An 18,816-nucleotide genomic window follows, 5' to 3' on the forward strand; every position below is an offset into this window, starting at 1 on the left:
GCGCGCGTTATTCTACGTGAAAACGACTTAAACAGCAGTTCAAACCGAGTATCTTTGCGAATATTTTTTCACATTGGTATCGAGCGGTTGAGAAGCCGCGATAAAATCGCCCTGCCCACCCACAACACCCCGTTCCACCAGCATCTGCCATTCGCCACGAGAGCGAACGCCGGTCGCGAAAACTCGCGTTCGTGTGCCTTTGCACGCTTCGACGAGGCTCTGCACCAGAAGCTGATTTTCGGTGCGCTTTTCAATGTTCCTGACCAGCCCCGGATGCAGCTTTAATAACTCAACATCCAACGCTTTAATCCAACTGGTGCTCACCAACGTCAGACCCGCCTGATTGACCACTACGCGGGCACCTAATGCGTTGATTAAACGCACCACCGACTGTAACCGGCTGATATGTTGACAAACATCCGCCTCAGCAAGTTCAAAAATAATCCGTTTACGTTGAGATTTTTCGCACTGCATTAATATATCGCGTAGCCAGCGTTGAAAACGGGGGCGGATCAATGATTCCACTGTTATTTGCATGGCGAGGTTTTCTTCCGGCCAAAAACCCATAAACGGAATCAGACGCGTCACCTGCAGGCGGTCATACTCTTCAGCCAGGCCAAACTGCTGCACCATGGGCATATACTCTTCAGCAATCACTTCTTGTTCACCGTCGAATATGCGGCACATCAGTTCGCGGTGGTGAACCTGACCGTCACGGTTAATCGCTGGTTTCTGATAAACGCGCGGCCCACCGCGACTCAGCATCTGCTCAATCAGCGTCCGCCAGCGCACATTTCCGCGACCTTGTTCCGGCAATGTGGCGTCATACACTGACCAACTGTTTCCGCCCTGTAACACCGCGTTGCGTGCTGCGGCTTCGGCATGCTCCATGACTTGCACACCGGGTTGCCCGCTGCGCCAGGCGCAAATCCCAATGTGCATGATGTCTTCTCGGGTAAGTGTTTTGTTCGGGGGTAACCCTTCCACCGCTTTTAGGATCTGCCCGGCAATGCTCTCCGCCTCCTTTAATGTGCGATGCGGCAGCAGCACGGCGAAGTCGCTGCGATGGTAGCGCGCCAGTAACGCGCCGGGATAACGCATAATAAAGGTAGAAAGCAGGTTAATGAGCGTAAAGAGATACTCTTCGGTGGTGGTTCCGCCGCTATCTCGCAGCAGATCAAAGTCCGGCAAACGGATCATCATCACCACGCCGTGCGAGCCCACTTTTTCCTGATCTTCCAGCAGCGTGGCGAGCTGGTTATCAAAAAACAGGCGGTTATTCAGGCCGGTGCGCGTGTCCTGCGCGGCGTAGGAGCGAATTAGCGTATCCAAACGGCTACGTTGATCGCTGGCAAACTGAATATCGGTCAACAGCACATCCAGCGCGCTGCTGGTGCGCGATGGCCACTCATAAATGCTGCCGCGAACCTGCGGCCCGCGCTCGCCGTTGAGGATCCGAGTTGCGCGTGTCTCCAGCAGTTCCTGCCCGGAAAGCTGTCGCCGTAGCCAGCGTACGGAAAGAAAGAGGATCACTATCATAAAAGCGATCGCCACTGTCAGCGGCGCGGTGGTTAACAACGAACGAAAGTAGTTCGCCATGGGATCCTGGTAAACCAGCGTGAAGGTGAAACCGGGATTTTTCAGGGAGGGAATATGCAGTTCACGATATTGATAGTTGCTGCCCGCCGGGCGATAACTTCCGTTATGCGAATAGCTGAGCACCGTGCGCCGGCCTTGCTTAATCTGAATCTCGATAATGTCTACCGGCACCATCAGTTCATCGAGCTGCGGCAACAGCCGGGAAATCGGTGTTGAGATCAAGCGTGTATCGACAATCGCCGCCACCGCTTCCACACGATTGGCAACCTTGTTTTGAATCGCATTATAGAAGCTCAGTGAACACCCAATCAGGGTGACGAAAAACGCCAGTCCTGTCAGTAGCGTCACAAAAGCTGAAAATTTCGTCGTTAATCGCATCCTTGTGTTAACTCCGCTTGTATAAAGAACGAAACGATACCGCTCAGGGTTACGTCATTGAAGTAAGTACTAACTTTGATGTCTACCCGCGTCCCGGGATAGCGTGCAGGCGGCAGGGAAAACTGGCACCGCGTTTCATATCTGCGAGTATAGACCTCAGAAATTTTTTGCCAACAATCAATAAGCCTGAAAAATGTCTTAACCTGACTATTTACAATGTTTGGTAACACACTCGTGCTCGCGCTCACGCTGCGCTTACACCATGCTTGACGAGAGACTAACGGAGGATGTGATGAAGAAAAAACTAACCGAAGCCGATGTCACTGCGGAATCCGTTTTTATGTTACAGCGCCGCCAGGTGCTGAAAATGCTGGGAATTAGCGCCTCGGCATTGACCCTGGCACCCGGTGCGCGGGCCGATCTGTTGGACTGGTTTAAAGGCAATGACCGGCCAAAAGCGCCGTCAGGAAAACCGCTCGATTTCACGCAACCTGCGCAGTGGAAAGCCTCTCTCCCGCTGACGCCGGAAGAGAAAGTCACCGGTTATAACAACTTCTATGAATTTGGTCTCGATAAAGCCGATCCTGCCGCCAACGCCGGAGGAATGAAAACCGATCCCTGGACATTAACGATTGATGGTGAAGTGGCGAAACCATTAACGCTCGACCACGCGGCGCTGACCACGCGTTTCCCGCTGGAAGAGCGAATCTACCGGATGCGCTGCGTTGAAGCCTGGTCGATGGTGGTGCCGTGGATCGGATTCCCGCTGCATAAACTGCTGGCGTTAGTTGAACCCACCAGCAACGCCAAATATGTCGCGTTCCAGACACTTTACGCACCGGATCAGATGCCGGGACAAAAAGACCGATTTATCGGCGGCGGCCTCAAATACCCGTATGTTGAAGCGCTACGTATAGATGAAGCGATGCACCCGCTTACGCTGCTTACTGTCGGTGTATATGGCAAAGCGCTGCCGCCGCAAAACGGCGCACCAATCCGCCTGACTGTACCGTGGAAATATGGCTTTAAAGGCATCAAATCGATAGTCAGTATCAAGCTGACCAGTAAACGGCCACCGACAACCTGGAACCTTGCCGCACCCGATGAATATGGTTTCTACGCCAATGTGAACCCGCGTGTTGATCACCCACGCTGGTCACAAGCGACGGAACGTTTTATTGGATCCGGCGGCGCGCTGGATGTAAAACGTCAGCCAACGCTGCTATTTAATGGCTACGCTGAAGAAGTGGCTTCGCTTTATCACGGGTTAGATCTGCGGGAGAATTTCTGAGTGCGCTTAACGGCAAAACAGGTGACATGGTTAAAAGTCGCATTGCATCTGGCGGGTCTGCTGCCTTTACTTTGGCTTTTCTGGGCGGCGAATCAGGGCTATTTCAGCGCCGATCCGGCGAAAGACATCCAGCATTTTACGGGCAGAATGGCGCTTAAATTCCTGCTCGCCAGTTTGCTGGTAGCACCGCTCGCACGCTACGCGAAACAACCTTTATTAATCAGAACCCGGCGTTTGCTGGGACTGTGGTGCTTTGCCTGGGCGACGCTGCACCTGACCAGCTACACCTTGCTGGAACTGGGCATCAATAATCTTTCATTATTAGGACAAGAGCTGGTAACGCGCCCTTATTTAACGCTGGGTGCCGTAAGTTGGCTGATTTTGCTGGCATTAGCATTGACCTCAACGCAATGGGCGCAGCGCAAGCTGGGCAAACGCTGGCAACAACTACACAATTTCGTCTATCTGGTGGCGATCCTCGCGCCGATTCACTACCTTTGGTCAGTGAAAATCTTGTCACCGCAGCCGGTTCTTTACGCTGCCGCCGCAATTGGGCTATTAGCATGGCGTTATAAGAAGTTTCGCCAATGGTGGCGTTAACACGCTCATTGTGTGCAGTTCTCCGCAGATCTACTATCATTCGCCGCCAGATTCCGGGCGGTGGTTGATAATCTTCCCTGATAAGACCAGTATTTAGCTGCCAATTGCTACGAAATCGTTATAATGTGCGACTTTGGTTTTCCTGACAGGGGTTTTTAGCCTCTGAAAAGGTGACAATCGCGAATCGAAGGTATATTTTGTTTTTTACCCGAGAATCGCAGGAGATAGCGGCACAATGGCTGGCAAGTTCCACATATTAGTTTTAAACGGACCGAACCTGAACATGCTTGGCACCCGTGAGCCGGATAAGTACGGCACGCTTACGCTCAGCGAGATTGTTAACGGTTTGAGCACCGAAGCGGCATCGCTTGATGTGGAACTGGCGCATTTTCAGTCAAACGCGGAGTACGCAATCATCGACCGTATTCATCAGGCTAAAGACATTATGGACTTCATCCTGATCAATCCGGCCGCGTTTACGCACACCAGTGTTGCTATCCGCGACGCACTGCTGGCGGTCGGCATCCCGTTTATCGAGATCCACCTGACCAATGTGCATGCGCGGGAGCCATTCCGTCACCACTCGTATCTGTCAGATATCGCCGAGGGCGTTATTTGCGGGCTGGGTGCGGAAGGTTATTCATACGCTTTACAGACGGCGGTAAAACGCCTGTCACAATCACACTAAACAAGAGTACGGAACCCACTCATGGATATTCGTAAGATTAAGAAACTGATCGAGCTGGTTGAAGAATCAGGCATCTCCGAACTGGAAATTTCTGAAGGCGAAGAGTCTGTGCGCATCAGCCGCAGCGCGCCGAATGCTGGCTTCCCGGTTATGCAGCAATATGCTGCGCCGATGATGCAACAGCAACCAGCCCTGTCTAACGCTGTCGCACCTGCCGCAGCGCCGGAAGCCCCTGCAGCCGCAGCGGAAATCAGTGGCCACATCGTACGTTCCCCGATGGTCGGAACCTTCTATCGCACCCCGAGCCCGGACGCGAAAGCGTTTATCGAAATCGGCCAGAAAGTCAACGTGGGCGATACCCTGTGCATCGTTGAAGCCATGAAAATGATGAACCAGATCGAAGCCGATAAATCAGGCGTGGTGAAAGCCATTCTGGTTGAAAGTGGCCAACCGGTTGAATTTGACGAGCCGCTGGTCGTCATCGAGTAAACGAGGCGCACATGCTGGATAAAATTGTTATCGCCAACCGCGGCGAGATTGCACTGCGTATTCTTCGTGCCTGTAAAGAACTGGGCATCAAGACTGTCGCTGTGCATTCCACTGCGGATCGCGATTTAAAACACGTACTGCTGGCAGACGAGACTGTATGTATCGGTCCTGCGCCATCAGTAAAAAGCTATCTGAATATCCCGGCAATTATCTCCGCAGCCGAAATCACCGGCGCTGTGGCAATTCACCCGGGTTATGGCTTCCTCTCTGAGAACGCCAACTTCGCTGAGCAGGTTGAGCGCTCTGGCTTTATCTTCATCGGTCCGAAAGCTGACACCATCCGCCTGATGGGCGACAAAGTGTCGGCAATCACCGCCATGAAGAAAGCTGGCGTTCCGACCGTACCGGGTTCAGACGGCCCGCTGGGCGACGATATGGATGCAAACCGCGCCCATGCTAAACGCATCGGTTACCCGGTTATCATCAAAGCCTCCGGCGGCGGCGGCGGTCGCGGTATGCGCGTTGTACGCAAAGACGCCGACCTGGCGCAGTCCATCAGCATGACGCGTGCGGAAGCGAAAGCCGCTTTCAACAACGACATGGTGTACATGGAAAAATACCTGGAAAATCCTCGCCACGTCGAGATCCAGGTGCTGGCCGATGGTCAGGGCAACGCTATCTATCTGGCAGAGCGCGACTGCTCCATGCAGCGCCGTCACCAGAAAGTGGTCGAAGAAGCACCGGCACCGGGCATCACTCCGGAACTGCGTCGCTATATCGGTGAGCGTTGTGCGAAAGCCTGTGTCGATATCGGCTATCGCGGAGCGGGCACGTTTGAGTTCCTGTTCGAAAACGGCGAGTTCTACTTCATTGAGATGAACACCCGTATTCAGGTTGAACATCCGGTTACCGAAATGATTACCGGCGTAGACCTGATCAAAGAACAGCTGCGTATTGCAGCCGGTCAGCCGCTGTCCATTAAGCAAGAAGAAGTTGTGGTGAAAGGCCATGCGGTGGAATGCCGTATTAACGCCGAAGATCCGAACACCTTCCTGCCCAGCCCGGGCAAAATCACCCGCTTCCATGCCCCTGGTGGGTTTGGTGTGCGCTGGGAATCGCATATTTACGCCGGTTACACCGTACCGCCGTATTACGATTCAATGATTGGCAAGCTTATCTGCTACGGCGAGAGCCGCGATGTGGCGATTGCGCGCATGAAAAATGCGTTGCAGGAGCTGATTATCGACGGTATCAAAACCAACGTTGATCTGCAGATGCGTATTATGAGCGACGAGAACTTCCAGCATGGTGGCACCAACATCCACTATCTGGAGAAAAAACTCGGTTTGCAGGAAAAATAATCTGCAATCAGCGCAAAAGGCCGGATCTTCCGGCCTTTTTTGTTTTTCTCTCCCCTCAACTTGCCCATAGGGTACAATCCCCGCTTTCTTCATTTACAAGGGACAAAAATGGACAACCGTTTTGTTCAGGCTCACAAAGAAGCCCGCTGGGCGCTGTGGCTGACCCTTTTTTATCTTGCCGCCTGGTTAGTGTGCGCTTACCTACCGGGTACAGAGCAGGGCTTCACCGGACTGCCGCGTTGGTTTGAACTGGCCTGCCTGCTTACGCCGCTGGTATTTGTTTTGCTTTGCTGGGCGATGGTGCGCTTTATCTTCCGCGATATCTCTCTGGAGGATAACGATGCAAACTGAAATTATCGCCGTGCTGATAATCTACCTGATCGTCGTCTTCGGCCTCTCTTTCTATGCGATGCGCCAGCGTAGCAGCGGTACTTTCCTGAGCGAGTACTTCCTTGGCAGCCGTTCTATGGGCGGATTTGTGCTGGCGATGACGCTGACCGCAACCTATGTCAGCGCCAGTTCTTTTATTGGCGGGCCGGGAGCCGCGTACAAATTTGGCCTTGGTTGGGTGCTGCTGGCGATGATCCAGGTTCCCACCATTTGGTTGTCGCTGGGCATTCTCGGCAAGAAATTCGCGATTCTGGCGCGTCGCTACAATGCGATTACGCTCAACGACATGCTGATGGCGCGCTACCAGAGCCGTGCAGTCGTGTGGATTGCCAGTGTCAGCTTGTTGGTGGCATTTGTCGGTGCGATTGCCGTGCAGTTTATCGGCGGCGCGCGTCTGCTGGAGACCGCAGCTGGCATCAAATACGAATCGGGCCTGCTGATCTTCGGCATTACCATCGCGTTGTATACGGCGTTTGGCGGTTTTCGCGCCAGCGTCCTGAACGACACCATGCAAGGCATGGTGATGTTGATCGGTACGCTGGTGTTACTGGTCGGCGTGATCCATGCGGCGGGCGGTTTACATAACGCCGTTGATACCTTGCAGCATATCGATCCTAAACTGGTTAGCCCGCAGGGCGCACACGACATCCTTTCCCCGGCGTTTATGACCTCGTTTTGGGTGCTGGTGTGTTTTGGCGTTATCGGTCTGCCGCATACCGCTGTGCGCTGTATTTCGTATAAAGACAGCAAGTCGGTGCACCGTGGGATCATTATCGGCACCATCGTCATCGCGCTGTTGATGCTGGGAATGCACCTAGCGGGCGCGCTTGGCCGCGCTGTGCTGCCGAATCTGTCGGTGCCGGATCAGGTCATTCCTACACTGATGGTCGAAGTGTTGCCGCCGTGGGCCGCAGGGCTGTTCCTTGCCGCACCGATGGCCGCGATCATGTCCAACGTCAACGCGCATCTGTTGCAGGCTTCCGCGACGATCATCAAAGATCTGTGGTTAAGCGCGCAGCCGACTAAAATTCGTCATGAACCACGCTTAAAACGCATTTCCACCATTACAACGCTGGTACTCGGCATTTTGATGATGCTGGCCGCATGGCGTCCGCCAGAGATGATCATCTGGCTGAACCTGCTGGCGTTTGGCGGGCTTGAAGCGGTATTTCTGTGGCCATTGGTGCTGGGTCTTTACTGGGATCGCGCTAATTCCACCGGCGCGCTCAGCGCCATGATTGTTGGCGGTGCGCTGTATGCCGCGCTCGCCACCTTTAATATTCAGTACCTGGGCTTCCATCCGATTGTGCCCTCGCTGCTGTTAAGTTTGCTGGCCTTCATTGTCGGGAACCGTTTCGGTCAACCCGCACAGCAAACCCCGACTATTTCTGTTAATGAATAAAGAGTTATGCCATGCCTTGGATCCAACTGAAACTGAACACCACCGGCGCGAATGCGGAAGATCTGAGCGATGCTCTGATGGAAGCAGGCGCGGTGTCCATTACCTTCCAGGACACGCACGACACGCCCGTATTTGAACCGCTGCCGGGTGAAACCCGGCTGTGGGGAGATACCGACGTTATCGGCCTGTTCGACGCGGAAACCGAGATGGCAGAAGTTGTTGCCCAACTCGCTTTTCACCCGCTGCTCGGCGAAGGTTTCGCCCACAAAATTGAGCAACTGGAAGATAAGGACTGGGAGCGCGAATGGATGGATAACTTCCACCCGATGCGCTTTGGCGAGCGACTGTGGATCTGCCCGAGCTGGCGCGACGTGCCGGATGCCAATGCGGTGAATGTGATGCTCGATCCGGGTCTGGCATTCGGCACTGGCACACACCCAACCACCTCTTTGTGTCTGCAATGGCTCGATGGTCTGGATCTTGTCGGCAAAACCGTGATCGATTTTGGCTGCGGCTCCGGGATCCTTGCGATCGCCGCCCTGAAACTGGGTGCGGCGAAAGCGATCGGTATTGATATCGATCCGCAAGCGATCCAGGCAAGCCGTGATAACGCCGAGCGCAACGGTGTTTCCGAGCGTCTCGAATTGTACTTGCCGAAAGACCAGCCAGACGCGATGAAAGCCGATGTGGTGGTCGCCAATATCCTGGCTGGCCCTCTGCGTGAATTGGCACCGTTAATCAGCGTATTGCCCGTCGAAGGCGGTTTGCTGGGGCTCTCTGGTATCCTTGCCAGCCAGGCAGACAGCGTATGCGAAGCCTATACAGAGCTCTTTACTCTTGACCCGGTGGTCGAGAAAGAAGAGTGGTGCCGTATTACGGGACAGAAAAGGTAAAACTGAACGTGGCCTGCCGGCCACGTTTCGTGGAGCCAGCGCGCTGAACTGTCGAAAAAAGCAGCCAAAATGCCGATGAGAAAATTGCGAGCAGCTTCGCAAAAATCGTCATTTTTGTCTGAAAAAACAGCAGTTCAGCCGCTTATCACCCGTGAAAAAACGATAACTTGTGCGAATTTATGCGTTATGTGAAATTTTTACCTTTTACATAACCCTATGAAAAACATGATTTAATACGTTTATTGCCCCGGTGGACTGGCTATTCCTTGATCTACAACAGAGGATTGCTCAAAGTTTGGCCTTTCATCTCGTGCAAAAAATGCGTAATATACGCCGCCTTGCAGTCACAGTATGGTCATTTCTTAACTCATGCGCATCGGACACCACCAGCTCAGAAATCGCCTGATCGCAGCGCCCATGGCTGGCATTACTGACAGACCATTCCGGACGTTGTGCTACGAGATGGGAGCCGGTTTAACCGTATCCGAGATGATGTCTTCTAACCCACAAGTGTGGGAAAGCGACAAGTCCCGACTGCGGATGGTGCACATTGATGAACCCGGTATTCGCACCGTGCAAATTGCCGGCAGCGACCCGGATGAAATGGCGGAAGCCGCACGTATTAACGTGGAAAGCGGCGCCCAGATTATTGATATCAATATGGGTTGCCCGGCTAAAAAAGTGAATCGCAAGCTTGCAGGTTCCGCCCTGCTGCAATACCCGGATCTGGTGAAATCTATCCTGACCTCGGTAGTTAATGCAGTGGATGTTCCTGTCACTCTGAAGATTCGCACGGGTTGGGCTCCAGAACACCGTAACTGCGTAGAAATTGCCCAACTGGCTGAAGAGTGTGGTATTCAGGCTCTGACCATTCATGGACGCACCCGCGCCTGTTTGTTCAACGGAGACGCTGAGTACGACAGTATTCGGGCAGTTAAGCAGAAAGTTTCCATTCCGGTTATCGCGAATGGCGACATTACTGACCCGCTTAAAGCCAGAGCTGTGCTCGACTATACAGGGGCGGATGCCCTGATGATAGGCCGCGCAGCTCAGGGAAGACCCTGGATCTTCCGGGAAATCCAGCATTATCTGGACACTGGGGAGCTGCTGGCCCCGCTGCCTTTGGCAGAGGTTAAGCGCTTGCTTTGCGCGCACGTTCGGGAACTGCATGACTTTTACGGTCAGGCAAAAGGTTACCGAATCGCACGTAAACACGTCTCCTGGTATCTCCAGGAGCACGCTCCGAATGACCAGTTTCGGCGCACATTCAACGCCATTGAGAATGCCAGCGAACAGCTGGAGGCGTTGGAGGCATACTTCGAAAATTTTGCGTAAACAGAAATAAAGAGCTGACAGAACTATGTTCGAACAACGCGTAAATTCTGACGTACTGACCGTTTCTACCGTTAACTCTCAGGATCAGGTAACCCAAAAACCGCTCCGTGACTCGGTAAAACAGGCACTGAAGAACTATTTTGCTCAACTGAATGGTCAGGATGTTAATGACCTGTATGAGCTGGTACTGGCTGAAGTAGAACAGCCACTGTTGGACATGGTGATGCAATACACCCGTGGTAATCAGACCCGCGCGGCGCTGATGATGGGCATCAACCGCGGTACGCTGCGTAAAAAACTGAAAAAATACGGCATGAACTGATTAAAATCAGTTAAATGTTTGTTTAAAAAGGCGCTACTCGGCATTGGGAAGCGCCTTTTTTATGACATTGACTACACCATTGACTACACATAAGTACGAACTACTCTAAACAATAATGCATGTTACTGACCGGGAGGCTCGGTCGCTTCCAGGTAAACGAGAAGCCCCTACATTGGGTTATTCAGTATTCTTTCAGTTAGAACCATAGCAACTTCAGAGTGAATGTTTAGCCACTCGTTAACATTTAATTCGTAGCCCTGTTATCGAGCTATTTCTGCAAAAACCGTTTCAAGATAATTTCCGTCCTCACTTCTATTGCCTGCTCTTTTGGTTGTACTTAAGGTAATGCCTCCTTTATCCATCATTGCCCTTTTAAATTTTCAATTACTGAATATTTTCAAAGAATATCGATACGAATCTGTTCTGAGTATGCCATTTTTGCTCCACACGTAATAAGTAATTGAATGCAGTGATACTTAATGTAAACTTTATCGTAACTATGAATTTTTCCTCTACAAGGTTGAAGTCCTTTGCAGAAATTGTAGGATGTACGAAGGGTCCTTCAACTATCTTCACTAATGCATGTGAAGAGTACGTTGTTCAGGGTTAATAATTAATTTACCTTTAGAGTGACATCATAATGGCTAAAAACACTGGCAAGGCTTATGAGGAATTTGTTCGAACAATACAACAAAGCTTAATAACTGCCGAAGGTATGTCTCATTTAAAAAATATAGAAGTTGAAACTAATAAAAAATTAACAGACAGAAACGGTATTGAAAGGCAGTTTGATGTTTATTGGGAGTTTGATTTAGGGGGCTACGTTTATAAAACGGTCATTGAATGTAAAGATTACGCATCAAGCATTACTGTTGAAAAAATTGATGCATTTATTGGTAAAACTGCAGACATACCAGGATTAAGACTTATTTATGCAACAAAGACTGGTTACCAGAGTGGGGCCAGCATAAAAGCTGAGCAGCATAAAATTGATCTTCTTATCGTCCGAGAAGCTGATGAAAGAGAATGGACGGCCGAAGACGGAACGCCGTTAATCAAAACCATCCAATTAAATATCGTCGCTCTTACAAGCCCCAGAATAACCTCTTTCGCGCCTAATGTTGACACAGATTGGTTAGAAAAACAAAAAGATCTAAATGCAGATATAATAAACCATGCATTTACCTCATCATTAAATAACGAAATATTTATAAGTAATGAATCAACAGGGCATAAATTTTCACTCTTTGACTTATCTCATTTGTTACTCAAAAAAATACCCGACATTCAGTACGGAAAAGGAACATTTAGTGAGGAACTGGATAATTCTTATCTTGAAACCAAGGCTGGCGATATAAAAATAAAAATAAAAGGTTACAAGCTCGACTATGAATATCATGCCCCCATAACAACCTCCTCAGTAATTGATTATTCTAAAGATCTGTTAGGCATAGTTGAAAAATATAATACTGGCACAAAGCAGATGATATTTAAAGACGGCAAAATCAAATGATAAAATCAAGCCTGGCAACCTTGCCAGGCCATTTTATAATGTAATTATTTAATTACATATTTTGATTATACCCATTGCTGATCTTCGACATAAACTCCTGAAACGTAAGCACTCCGTTGATGCGACGTTTACGTGAAAGAGAGGTACTGGATAAGGCGGTAGTGGACTTTACCAAAAAACTTACCGGCTGCTCACCCAAACGGATAGTCGCAATTACTTCGTGATTAGTCTTTCTCCTGTCAGATACCGTCAAATGTCGCCAGCCTTTGTTTGTGTCTAGCACTCATATCGAAAGTAAAGTCCTCGTGCTCAGACTGGAAAGTACCAAATGCCATCAGAGCAGATACCGCCGGGTCTATCTTGTTGGAGGATTTCTTTTTGTTGGGCTTGATATTGGCGTTGGCGTCAGACTCCATTACCACATTTCCAATCGCCCAGGCCAGAACCGGATCTCCTCGATGGCGCACCACCTTGCGGTTAACGAAGACCTCAAAGGATTTCGCTACCGGGCTGAACCTGAGATAGGTTTGCGGGAACGGCTCCACATCGAGGCCAGCCCCCTGTAGCTGGGTGCGCAGGTGTGTGGCGTTCCACGTATCAAAGCCCACCAGCCGGATATTGAAGGTTTCAGCATCGCGCAGGATATCGTCACGGATGCGGTCATAGTCGATACAGTCGCCGGGTGTGGTGCGTATCCAGCCCGTTTTCACCCACTGGCGGTAGATTGCGCGGTTTTTGTTGGCGACGTTAAGCAGTTGGGCTTCCGGGAGATAATGTCGGGTCAGAAGGCGGATCTCCCTGTCGAACGGGAAAGCGTAGCTCACGCTGGTGATATCACTGGTTGAGGACAGGTCAAATCCGGCGTAACACTCCATTCCGGCCAGCTCCGCTTCGGTATAATCGAGCGCACAGGCATCCCATGCACCGGCCCCCATCCACGGCGTGGAACCCTGGCACCAGATGTTGAAACGTTTGGTCAGCATTTCCACCCACTGCGACGGTATGCCCCGCGCTTTTTGGATGGTGGATTCCAGCTTTGCCGCGTCAACGGAAACATGCAGGTTAGGGTTAGCCTTGATCCACATATCAGGCTGCTCAACCTCGCTTTCGTCGTCCAGCTCGTAGATCAGGACAAAAAGCGAATCGTTGCTCTCTTCCCCGGCCAGAATCTGACAGCAGTAGTCATAATGCTGCTTACAGGCCGAGACAACGTTACTCCCGGCGGTAGTGATGGCGAACAAAATCGCCTCCGGACGGGCGCCCATACCCAGCTCAAGCGCGGAATAAACGCCGTTATCCGGGTGAAGGTGGTACTCATCGACAATCGCCAGGCTGGGGTTAGTCCCTTCAATGGTGGCCGCTTTCGCCGCCAGCGGCTTTAGCAGGCTGTTGCTCTTCGGGAAAATGACCTTATGCGCCTGAATATTTACGCGCTTTTTCAGCGGTTTTGACAGCAGGCACATCTGGCGGGCATCGTCGAACACGATTCGGGCCTGATCCCGGCTCACCGCCGCCGTGTAGATATCCTGCTGGCCTTTCTCCATCACCAGGAACCAGTTAGCCAGCATGGCGGCCACCGTGGATTTGGCGTTCTTGCGAGGCACTTCTATAAAAGCGCTGCTGTATTTCCTCCGGCCTGACTTCCTGACTTTAAACCCCAGCAGGTTAGCAAAGGCGAACTGCTGCCACGGCTCCAGCCCGATGGGCTGGCCCCGTAGCGGCCCTTTGACGTGAGGACAGAGCCGGGAGAATGCGATAAATCGCTCCACGGTCGCCGTGTCGAACTCATAACGGGGGTGATTCAGGTCTGAAAAGTACCTTTCCACGGCCTGTTTTACGCGCTTACAGGCCGGAATTTCGCCCGTTTTTATCGCGTTTGCGTACTCATCCCAGACGGTCAAGCTCGTCTTCCTCTTCCGTTTCCACCGGGTTACGGCGGCGGCTTACCGGATCAAAGCCCAGCAGCGACGACATTTTAATCATGATTTTTTCCGCATCGGCCTTTGCACTCAGCGCCGGATTCCGACTCTCGCCGCCCTGGCTGTTAACGATGCTGAACCCACGGCTGGCAAGGTCTTCCACTGCTTTGCGGTACATCGAATAGTTGACGCAAAAAAGCTCAAGGTTGTTCCAGTCGGCGGGGGTCAGATCCCCGCGCTCCGCCAGTTGCTTGGCTTTCGCTTTCCACTGCTGCGCGGCTAACTCATCAAGGTAAGCTGGCGGTTTCGGTGGTCTTGCCATAAAAATTTCTCATTTCCGTCGCGTTTTATTTTCAAAAAAATCACCGTGCGTAAAAATTTGAGGGGGCGGGCGGTGCCTTGCACCCGGGGTTTTGTCCTGAAAACCTCCCCCACCCTGCCCATGCGTCCCGTCAGCGGTTGCGGAAACATTCCATCACCTCCCGATCACGTTCACTCATACGCTTCACGGGCTGGCCCTCATCGCGTCTGACACGGCCCTTCATGAAGCCATCACGGCAGCGCATTAATGATCGGTACAGATTCACCACGTCTTTCTCATTCATCGGGTGCCTCATACATCCAGTCATTACGTTGTGCTGCACGCTCTTCCTGCTCGCGGTAAAGACCTGCTTTGCGCTGCACTTTGGTGATTGGGTCTTGCTGTGTGGTCTTCTGGTTATGATGCGTCTGGCATAACGGCTGGTGATTCCACTCAGGCCAGAACAGAACATCATTACCGCCGTCGACAGGGATGATGTGATCGACAATCTTTGCAGGTACGTAGAGGCCCAGCTTCTGGCACTCAACGCACAGGGGATGACGTTTCAGATACTGAGCGCGGTACTTCTCCCATGAAGCTGAATAACCGCGGGCGCGACGGTGGCCGCGTCGGGCATCCTCTGCCCGCCACGCTTCCCTCTTGTGTTCATCGCATTTGCCGGACTTCACCCGCTTATTGCATCCCGGCTCGGTGCACCGGCGTAGTGGTTGCCACGGCATCAGTACACCCCCACATCACGGTAGACAGACCACAAAGCAGAGACCGCCATCGGTATCTCTCTGGCGTCGGTATCACCAATCATTGTGCGGTACTCATACAACTGAGAGACGTACATCAGGCAGCCAATCCTGATAGCGGGGGTAAACTCCAGACCGTTATCAAATCGCTTGCCGATATGCTTCTGGCAAACTTCCAGTGCCGCTTCTATATACGCCTGTATCAGAGTGTCTTCGTAATCATCATCAATACGGCAATGCAGCTTTGCTTCTTCAAGTGTGATTTCTGCTGTCATTTTTCCGTTCCTGTCTTACAGAGAATTTCCAGCCGCGTACCTTCCGCATCAGGTACAGGAGGCCCGATAATATTGAGAGTGTTGCCAGCAAATGGGCCAGTGAGTACTTTCAGACGACTGGCGGCCGTGATATCACGGCGAAAACGCACCCACACGCGGATTGTCGCTTCGGCAAGCTCAGCACCTGACGCCATTAATTCCCGACCGCTGATCCCCTTTACCTCAGCCCAGATAGTTTCCCCGTCTTCCCATACCTGAATAACCTGCCCGGAAGGTGTTCTCGATGAAGTGAAAGTGCGGATAGTGACGCGATTTCTCAGTCCTCCGGCTCTCATTCGTCACCTTCCTTGTTGTCATTGCTGATCTTCACTTCCTGTTTCCATGCCTGGCTGTATTCGTCGCCACCTTCACGCGGCGGCATCCCCTCTTTTTCTCGCGCTTCGTTCGGATTAATAATCCCGTTCTTGATCCCGCGCTCATAAGTGGCGTAACGGTCGGTAGGGGTGGCACGAAGAAGATCGGCAGAGTCGAATTCCACCTGGTAGCGGATGCCCGGGACAGGTGATGCCACCAGCAGCGCGGATTTAATCTGCTGCTCGAAGTTGGCCAGCCAGGGGCGCATTGTCATGGTGAGAAAGGCGCGGCTCGCCTCACTGAAGTTGCTGTAGGTGCTGTTGCTGTATTCCTGCAGGAAGATGGGCGACACGTTGAACATGCGGGCAATGTCTTCAATAGAGAACCGGCGGGAGGCCAGCCACTCGGCATCCTGATTGCTCATGCCAAGCTGCTCGTATTCCATGCCACCTTCAAGGATCGGCGTTTTACCGGCATTTCTGGCACCTTTGTAACGCTCCAGCGCATCCAGCGCTTTCTTGCCGTTAGTGCTGTCGAGCCATTCTTTAGCCTTCACGATACCCGCCGCCATCATGCCGTCTTTCATAATGCTGGCGCCGTGGCGCTGCTGGGCCAGACCTAACCCCAGCGCCTCACGGCAGATGGTGATCGGCGAGCGCCCCAGAAAACCATCATCGGTCGAGTAACGCAGGTGCAGAATCTCTTCCTGCAGGTAGGTACGTACTACCCCGGTAAACGGTTCAGTGATGGTGTATTTGTACTTATGCTCGCCGATACGCTCAGGCACCACTGCACCCGGCGCATACGGATGCAGGGACTGCGGCTGGCCGTCTCGGCCCCACTGGATCACCGCATAGGCGTTACCGTTCAGCAGACAGTGGCGCATCATCGTGCGCTTGAACTGGTAAGGTGTCTGGCAGTCGTTCGGCTGCTCATTCAGGAGAAAATCGACCGGGTGATTGCTCAGCCATTCCCGCGCCTCGCGCCCGTTATCGTTGCGCACCCGGTACAGATAGCAGGGCATTGTTGCCACCGCCTCGCTGATAACCGCCACGGCATTCATTACCGCCGGCAGGGATTCCGCAGTACCCGCAGACACATATTCGCCTGATCCGGTATTTGGAATCCCTGCCATCGCCAGAAACTCATCAATGGTCAGGCTGCGCTGATCTGTTTTGCGGCCAAAAGGCCAGATATTCCACATATCACAGCCCCGCCAGGTCAGCCCAGCGGCGACGGTTATCACCAGTGCGCATAAGTTCAGGATGCTGGGAGAAAAGCGAACGGTGCGCGATTTCCACGCCGGATTCAGGGTAAGCAGGCATTGAGGTAACGGTGATTTCCCGCAGTTCGGCAGCGGTCACGGTACGCAGGTAAGGAGACTGGCCGACATCCCACGCCTCTTTCAGTGCCCGGAAACCAAAGCTCATGCCGGAAATATCCCCGCGCTCCACCAGCGCCAGCACATCATTACCAAGCTGAGTGTCTGGTGGCGTCAGCTCGAAGCGCAGCCCGGTATCATCTTCGGACAGTACCAGCGTGCCGGATTTGGTACGCCCCAGCAATTGGGCATAGTTATGCTCATACAGCGCACGCACATCACTGCCGGAAGCCAGGCTGTCTTTAAACGCTCCCGGCGCGAACTGCTCGCGGAACTCATCCCAGATCACTTCTGAGAGGCTGTTCCAGCGCACCGCGTACCCCACCAGCTTTTTGTTGCTGGCGCTCAGATCGGAAGTGCGGATTTCAAAATCGATTGTTTTCATTGTCTGGACTCCACAGAGGGCAAAAAGGGGCCGGAGCCCCTTAAACATCAGATCAGGAACCGGAGCCGGAAAGCTCAAGCACCTTGATGGCACTGGAGTCCACCACACCACCGCCCAGGTATTTATCGGTGTGCACCTTGTAGAAACCGGGTTCGGTGATGTTGTCGGGACGGGTGCGCACGCCAGTGGTGTGATCCACGATGAAGTAACCGCGCTTGAAGTCGCCGACTGCCAGGAACGCTTCACCCGCAGCCGCATCAGGCATCGTCTCCAGATACTGAACCGGACGGCCCAGCAGGGTATCAGGGGAGTCAGCGACAAGACGATCGCGCCAGATGTAATCGCCGTTGCCGTTTTTCAGCTTTTGAAGCGTGGCGGCGGTGTTGGAGTTCATCACCCATACAGCATTTTTGCGGTATTTGGCTTTCAGCTTGTACAGCAGGTCGATCAGGCCATCGGAGTTAACAGCAGCGGTGGTCATCTTCTCCAGCGTGCCGAACGGACGGGTTTTATCGCTGGTGGCCGCGCGTGGATAGGACAGGAACCCTCTGGATTTTTTATCACCGTCGCCGTTCACAAAGTCGCTTTCTTCGGTAGCGGTGAAGGTGTCGGTAATTTCGGAAGACAGCCAGCCCAGAATATCCACCTCGGAGAAGTCGAGGATCTCCTGAGTTGTTTTCGGGTAGGCGTAGATCGGGTTGAGTTTGATATCAACGCGCTCCATCTTCGGCGTACTGGTTTCGGTACGTGATTCACCCTCGGTGCCGCGCTTAACTGTAGTCCCGCCCACTGACACCAGTTTCTGGTATTCGTTGGTTTTGGTGGTCTTTACCGTGGCAATGGAGCGCATAACGCTGTCATCCTGCAACTGGCGCATGATCTCTTTGTCCAGCTCAGGGATAACGGTATAGCCGCCATCACCCTGCACCAGCGTGGAGAGCGAGCGGGTGTCGCCGGTCATGATGTAGTGGCGCAGCTCATCATTGGTCACGCCTTTACCTTCAACGGAGGTACCTGGCAGATTGCGCTGATCGTCGGCGACGGCTTCAAGGCGGGTAATTTCTGAATCGCCACGGGTTTAACAGACACCTCAGAGTCATTTAAGATGGCTTAAAGAGAGGTGCCCATGAGCGGTAAGCGTTATCCCGAAGAGTTTAAAACTGAAGCAGTCAAACAGGTTGT

20 protein-coding genes and 1 pseudogene are annotated in these 18,816 nt (G+C 52.5%); 11 read left to right on the forward strand and 10 right to left on the reverse strand.

From position 1 onward, the window contains the following. Positions 1-39 precede the first annotated feature (39 nt). Positions 40-1,977, reverse strand: coding sequence for an RNase E specificity factor CsrD (gene csrD / locus JKP81_RS15205; protein ID WP_200552378.1), 1,938 nt, complete (start codon positions 1,975-1,977; stop codon positions 40-42). 289 nt (positions 1,978-2,266) lie between these two features. On the opposite strand from csrD, the gene msrP reads away from it, so the two are divergent. The 11 genes from msrP to JKP81_RS15260 all read left to right on the forward strand — a co-directional run bounded on the left by msrP (position 2,267) and on the right by JKP81_RS15260 (position 12,261). Continuing rightward, positions 2,267-3,268 carry a protein-methionine-sulfoxide reductase catalytic subunit MsrP gene (gene msrP / locus JKP81_RS15210; RefSeq protein WP_200552379.1) on the forward strand — a complete coding sequence of 334 codons (1,002 nt, stop codon included), beginning with the start codon at positions 2,267-2,269 and terminating at the stop codon, positions 3,266-3,268. Beyond that, on the forward strand, positions 3,269-3,868 hold the full coding sequence (msrQ, locus tag JKP81_RS15215) for a protein-methionine-sulfoxide reductase heme-binding subunit MsrQ (RefSeq protein WP_200552380.1): 600 nt from the start codon (positions 3,269-3,271) through the stop codon (positions 3,866-3,868). Positions 3,869-4,103: 235 nt separating this feature from the next. Continuing rightward, complete coding sequence (aroQ, locus tag JKP81_RS15220; protein ID WP_200552381.1) at positions 4,104-4,556, forward strand: type II 3-dehydroquinate dehydratase; 453 nt, start codon at positions 4,104-4,106, stop codon at positions 4,554-4,556. A 21-nt stretch (positions 4,557-4,577) separates the two neighbouring features. Then, on the forward strand, positions 4,578-5,045 hold the full coding sequence (gene accB, locus JKP81_RS15225) for an acetyl-CoA carboxylase biotin carboxyl carrier protein (RefSeq protein WP_131407871.1): 468 nt from the start codon (positions 4,578-4,580) through the stop codon (positions 5,043-5,045). 11 nt (positions 5,046-5,056) lie between these two features. Beyond that, a complete protein-coding gene (gene accC, locus JKP81_RS15230) occupies positions 5,057-6,406 on the forward strand; it encodes an acetyl-CoA carboxylase biotin carboxylase subunit (RefSeq protein WP_017457283.1) in 1,350 nt (449 codons plus the stop codon). Between the two features lie 108 nt (positions 6,407-6,514). Further along, on the forward strand, positions 6,515-6,757 hold the full coding sequence (locus tag JKP81_RS15235) for a YhdT family protein (protein ID WP_200552382.1): 243 nt from the start codon (positions 6,515-6,517) through the stop codon (positions 6,755-6,757). Further along, a complete protein-coding gene (gene panF, locus JKP81_RS15240) occupies positions 6,747-8,198 on the forward strand; it encodes a sodium/pantothenate symporter (protein ID WP_200552383.1) in 1,452 nt (483 codons plus the stop codon). The genes JKP81_RS15235 and panF overlap by 11 nt, the downstream gene beginning before the upstream one ends. 11 nt (positions 8,199-8,209) lie before the next feature. Next, complete coding sequence (prmA, locus tag JKP81_RS15245) at positions 8,210-9,091, forward strand: 50S ribosomal protein L11 methyltransferase (RefSeq protein WP_200552384.1); 882 nt, start codon at positions 8,210-8,212, stop codon at positions 9,089-9,091. A 369-nt stretch (positions 9,092-9,460) separates the two neighbouring features. Beyond that, on the forward strand, positions 9,461-10,426 hold the full coding sequence (gene dusB, locus JKP81_RS15250; protein ID WP_044489505.1) for a tRNA dihydrouridine synthase DusB: 966 nt from the start codon (positions 9,461-9,463) through the stop codon (positions 10,424-10,426). A gap of 25 nt (positions 10,427-10,451) precedes the next feature. Then, complete coding sequence (fis, locus tag JKP81_RS15255) at positions 10,452-10,748, forward strand: DNA-binding transcriptional regulator Fis (RefSeq protein WP_000462905.1); 297 nt, start codon at positions 10,452-10,454, stop codon at positions 10,746-10,748. Positions 10,749-11,388: 640 nt separating this feature from the next. After that, positions 11,389-12,261, forward strand: a complete 873-nt coding sequence (locus tag JKP81_RS15260; protein WP_200552385.1) for a hypothetical protein — start codon at positions 11,389-11,391, stop codon at positions 12,259-12,261. Positions 12,262-12,500: 239 nt separating this feature from the next. Here JKP81_RS15260 and JKP81_RS15265 read toward each other — a convergent pair whose 3' ends face one another. From JKP81_RS15265 to JKP81_RS15305, 9 genes and pseudogenes are all read right to left on the reverse strand, one after another. Continuing rightward, positions 12,501-14,162 carry a terminase large subunit gene (locus JKP81_RS15265; protein ID WP_200552386.1) on the reverse strand — a complete coding sequence of 554 codons (1,662 nt, stop codon included), beginning with the start codon at positions 14,160-14,162 and terminating at the stop codon, positions 12,501-12,503. Beyond that, positions 14,146-14,502, reverse strand: a complete 357-nt coding sequence (locus tag JKP81_RS15270) for a phage terminase small subunit P27 family (protein ID WP_086598361.1) — start codon at positions 14,500-14,502, stop codon at positions 14,146-14,148. The genes JKP81_RS15265 and JKP81_RS15270 overlap by 17 nt, the downstream gene beginning before the upstream one ends. Before the next feature lie 130 nt (positions 14,503-14,632). Next, a complete protein-coding gene (locus tag JKP81_RS15275) occupies positions 14,633-14,785 on the reverse strand; it encodes a hypothetical protein (protein WP_044180648.1) in 153 nt (50 codons plus the stop codon). Beyond that, on the reverse strand, positions 14,778-15,221 hold the full coding sequence (locus JKP81_RS15280) for an HNH endonuclease signature motif containing protein (RefSeq protein ID WP_200552387.1): 444 nt from the start codon (positions 15,219-15,221) through the stop codon (positions 14,778-14,780). The genes JKP81_RS15275 and JKP81_RS15280 overlap by 8 nt, the downstream gene beginning before the upstream one ends. Continuing rightward, positions 15,221-15,514, reverse strand: a complete 294-nt coding sequence (locus tag JKP81_RS15285) for a head-tail connector protein (RefSeq protein ID WP_044179441.1) — start codon at positions 15,512-15,514, stop codon at positions 15,221-15,223. Before JKP81_RS15285 ends, JKP81_RS15280 begins: the two co-directional genes overlap by 1 nt. Then, entirely contained in the window at positions 15,511-15,849 is a 339-nt protein-coding gene (locus JKP81_RS15290) for a phage head closure protein (protein ID WP_200552388.1), read from the reverse strand. Before JKP81_RS15290 ends, JKP81_RS15285 begins: the two co-directional genes overlap by 4 nt. Further along, positions 15,846-17,072 carry a phage portal protein gene (locus JKP81_RS15295; protein ID WP_044179436.1) on the reverse strand — a complete coding sequence of 409 codons (1,227 nt, stop codon included), beginning with the start codon at positions 17,070-17,072 and terminating at the stop codon, positions 15,846-15,848. Before JKP81_RS15295 ends, JKP81_RS15290 begins: the two co-directional genes overlap by 4 nt. A 1-nt stretch (position 17,073) precedes the next feature. Beyond that, the gene (locus JKP81_RS15300) at positions 17,074-17,634 is read right to left on the reverse strand and encodes an HK97 family phage prohead protease (protein ID WP_044179433.1); all 561 of its coding nucleotides are present in this window, start codon (positions 17,632-17,634) and stop codon (positions 17,074-17,076) included. 52 nt (positions 17,635-17,686) lie between these two features. After that, positions 17,687-18,697, reverse strand: a pseudogene (locus JKP81_RS15305) (phage major capsid protein); the annotation flags it as partial. Positions 18,698-18,816: the final 119 nt, after the last annotated feature.

Origin of the sequence: Kosakonia sp. LAM2021, from assembly GCF_016620385.1 — a bacterium.
Lineage (GTDB): Bacteria > Pseudomonadota > Gammaproteobacteria > Enterobacterales > Enterobacteriaceae > Kosakonia > Kosakonia sacchari.

Coding starts and splice junctions, on each gene's coding strand:
- panF (WP_200552383.1), top strand. CDS start 6,747: ATGCAAACTGAAATTATCGCCGTGCTGATAATCTACCTGATCGTCGTC.
- JKP81_RS15280 (WP_200552387.1), bottom strand. CDS start 15,221: ATGCCGTGGCAACCACTACGCCGGTGCACCGAGCCGGGATGCAATAAG.
- csrD (WP_200552378.1), bottom strand. CDS start 1,977: ATGCGATTAACGACGAAATTTTCAGCTTTTGTGACGCTACTGACAGGA.
- JKP81_RS15285 (WP_044179441.1), bottom strand. CDS start 15,514: ATGACAGCAGAAATCACACTTGAAGAAGCAAAGCTGCATTGCCGTATT.
- fis (WP_000462905.1), top strand. CDS start 10,452: ATGTTCGAACAACGCGTAAATTCTGACGTACTGACCGTTTCTACCGTT.
- accC (WP_017457283.1), top strand. CDS start 5,057: ATGCTGGATAAAATTGTTATCGCCAACCGCGGCGAGATTGCACTGCGT.
- JKP81_RS15295 (WP_044179436.1), bottom strand. CDS start 17,072: ATGTGGAATATCTGGCCTTTTGGCCGCAAAACAGATCAGCGCAGCCTG.
- dusB (WP_044489505.1), top strand. CDS start 9,461: ATGCGCATCGGACACCACCAGCTCAGAAATCGCCTGATCGCAGCGCCC.
- JKP81_RS15300 (WP_044179433.1), bottom strand. CDS start 17,634: ATGAAAACAATCGATTTTGAAATCCGCACTTCCGATCTGAGCGCCAGC.
- JKP81_RS15290 (WP_200552388.1), bottom strand. CDS start 15,849: ATGAGAGCCGGAGGACTGAGAAATCGCGTCACTATCCGCACTTTCACT.
- JKP81_RS15275 (WP_044180648.1), bottom strand. CDS start 14,785: ATGAATGAGAAAGACGTGGTGAATCTGTACCGATCATTAATGCGCTGC.
- JKP81_RS15235 (WP_200552382.1), top strand. CDS start 6,515: ATGGACAACCGTTTTGTTCAGGCTCACAAAGAAGCCCGCTGGGCGCTG.
- aroQ (WP_200552381.1), top strand. CDS start 4,104: ATGGCTGGCAAGTTCCACATATTAGTTTTAAACGGACCGAACCTGAAC.
- JKP81_RS15270 (WP_086598361.1), bottom strand. CDS start 14,502: ATGGCAAGACCACCGAAACCGCCAGCTTACCTTGATGAGTTAGCCGCG.
- accB (WP_131407871.1), top strand. CDS start 4,578: ATGGATATTCGTAAGATTAAGAAACTGATCGAGCTGGTTGAAGAATCA.
- prmA (WP_200552384.1), top strand. CDS start 8,210: ATGCCTTGGATCCAACTGAAACTGAACACCACCGGCGCGAATGCGGAA.
- JKP81_RS15260 (WP_200552385.1), top strand. CDS start 11,389: ATGGCTAAAAACACTGGCAAGGCTTATGAGGAATTTGTTCGAACAATA.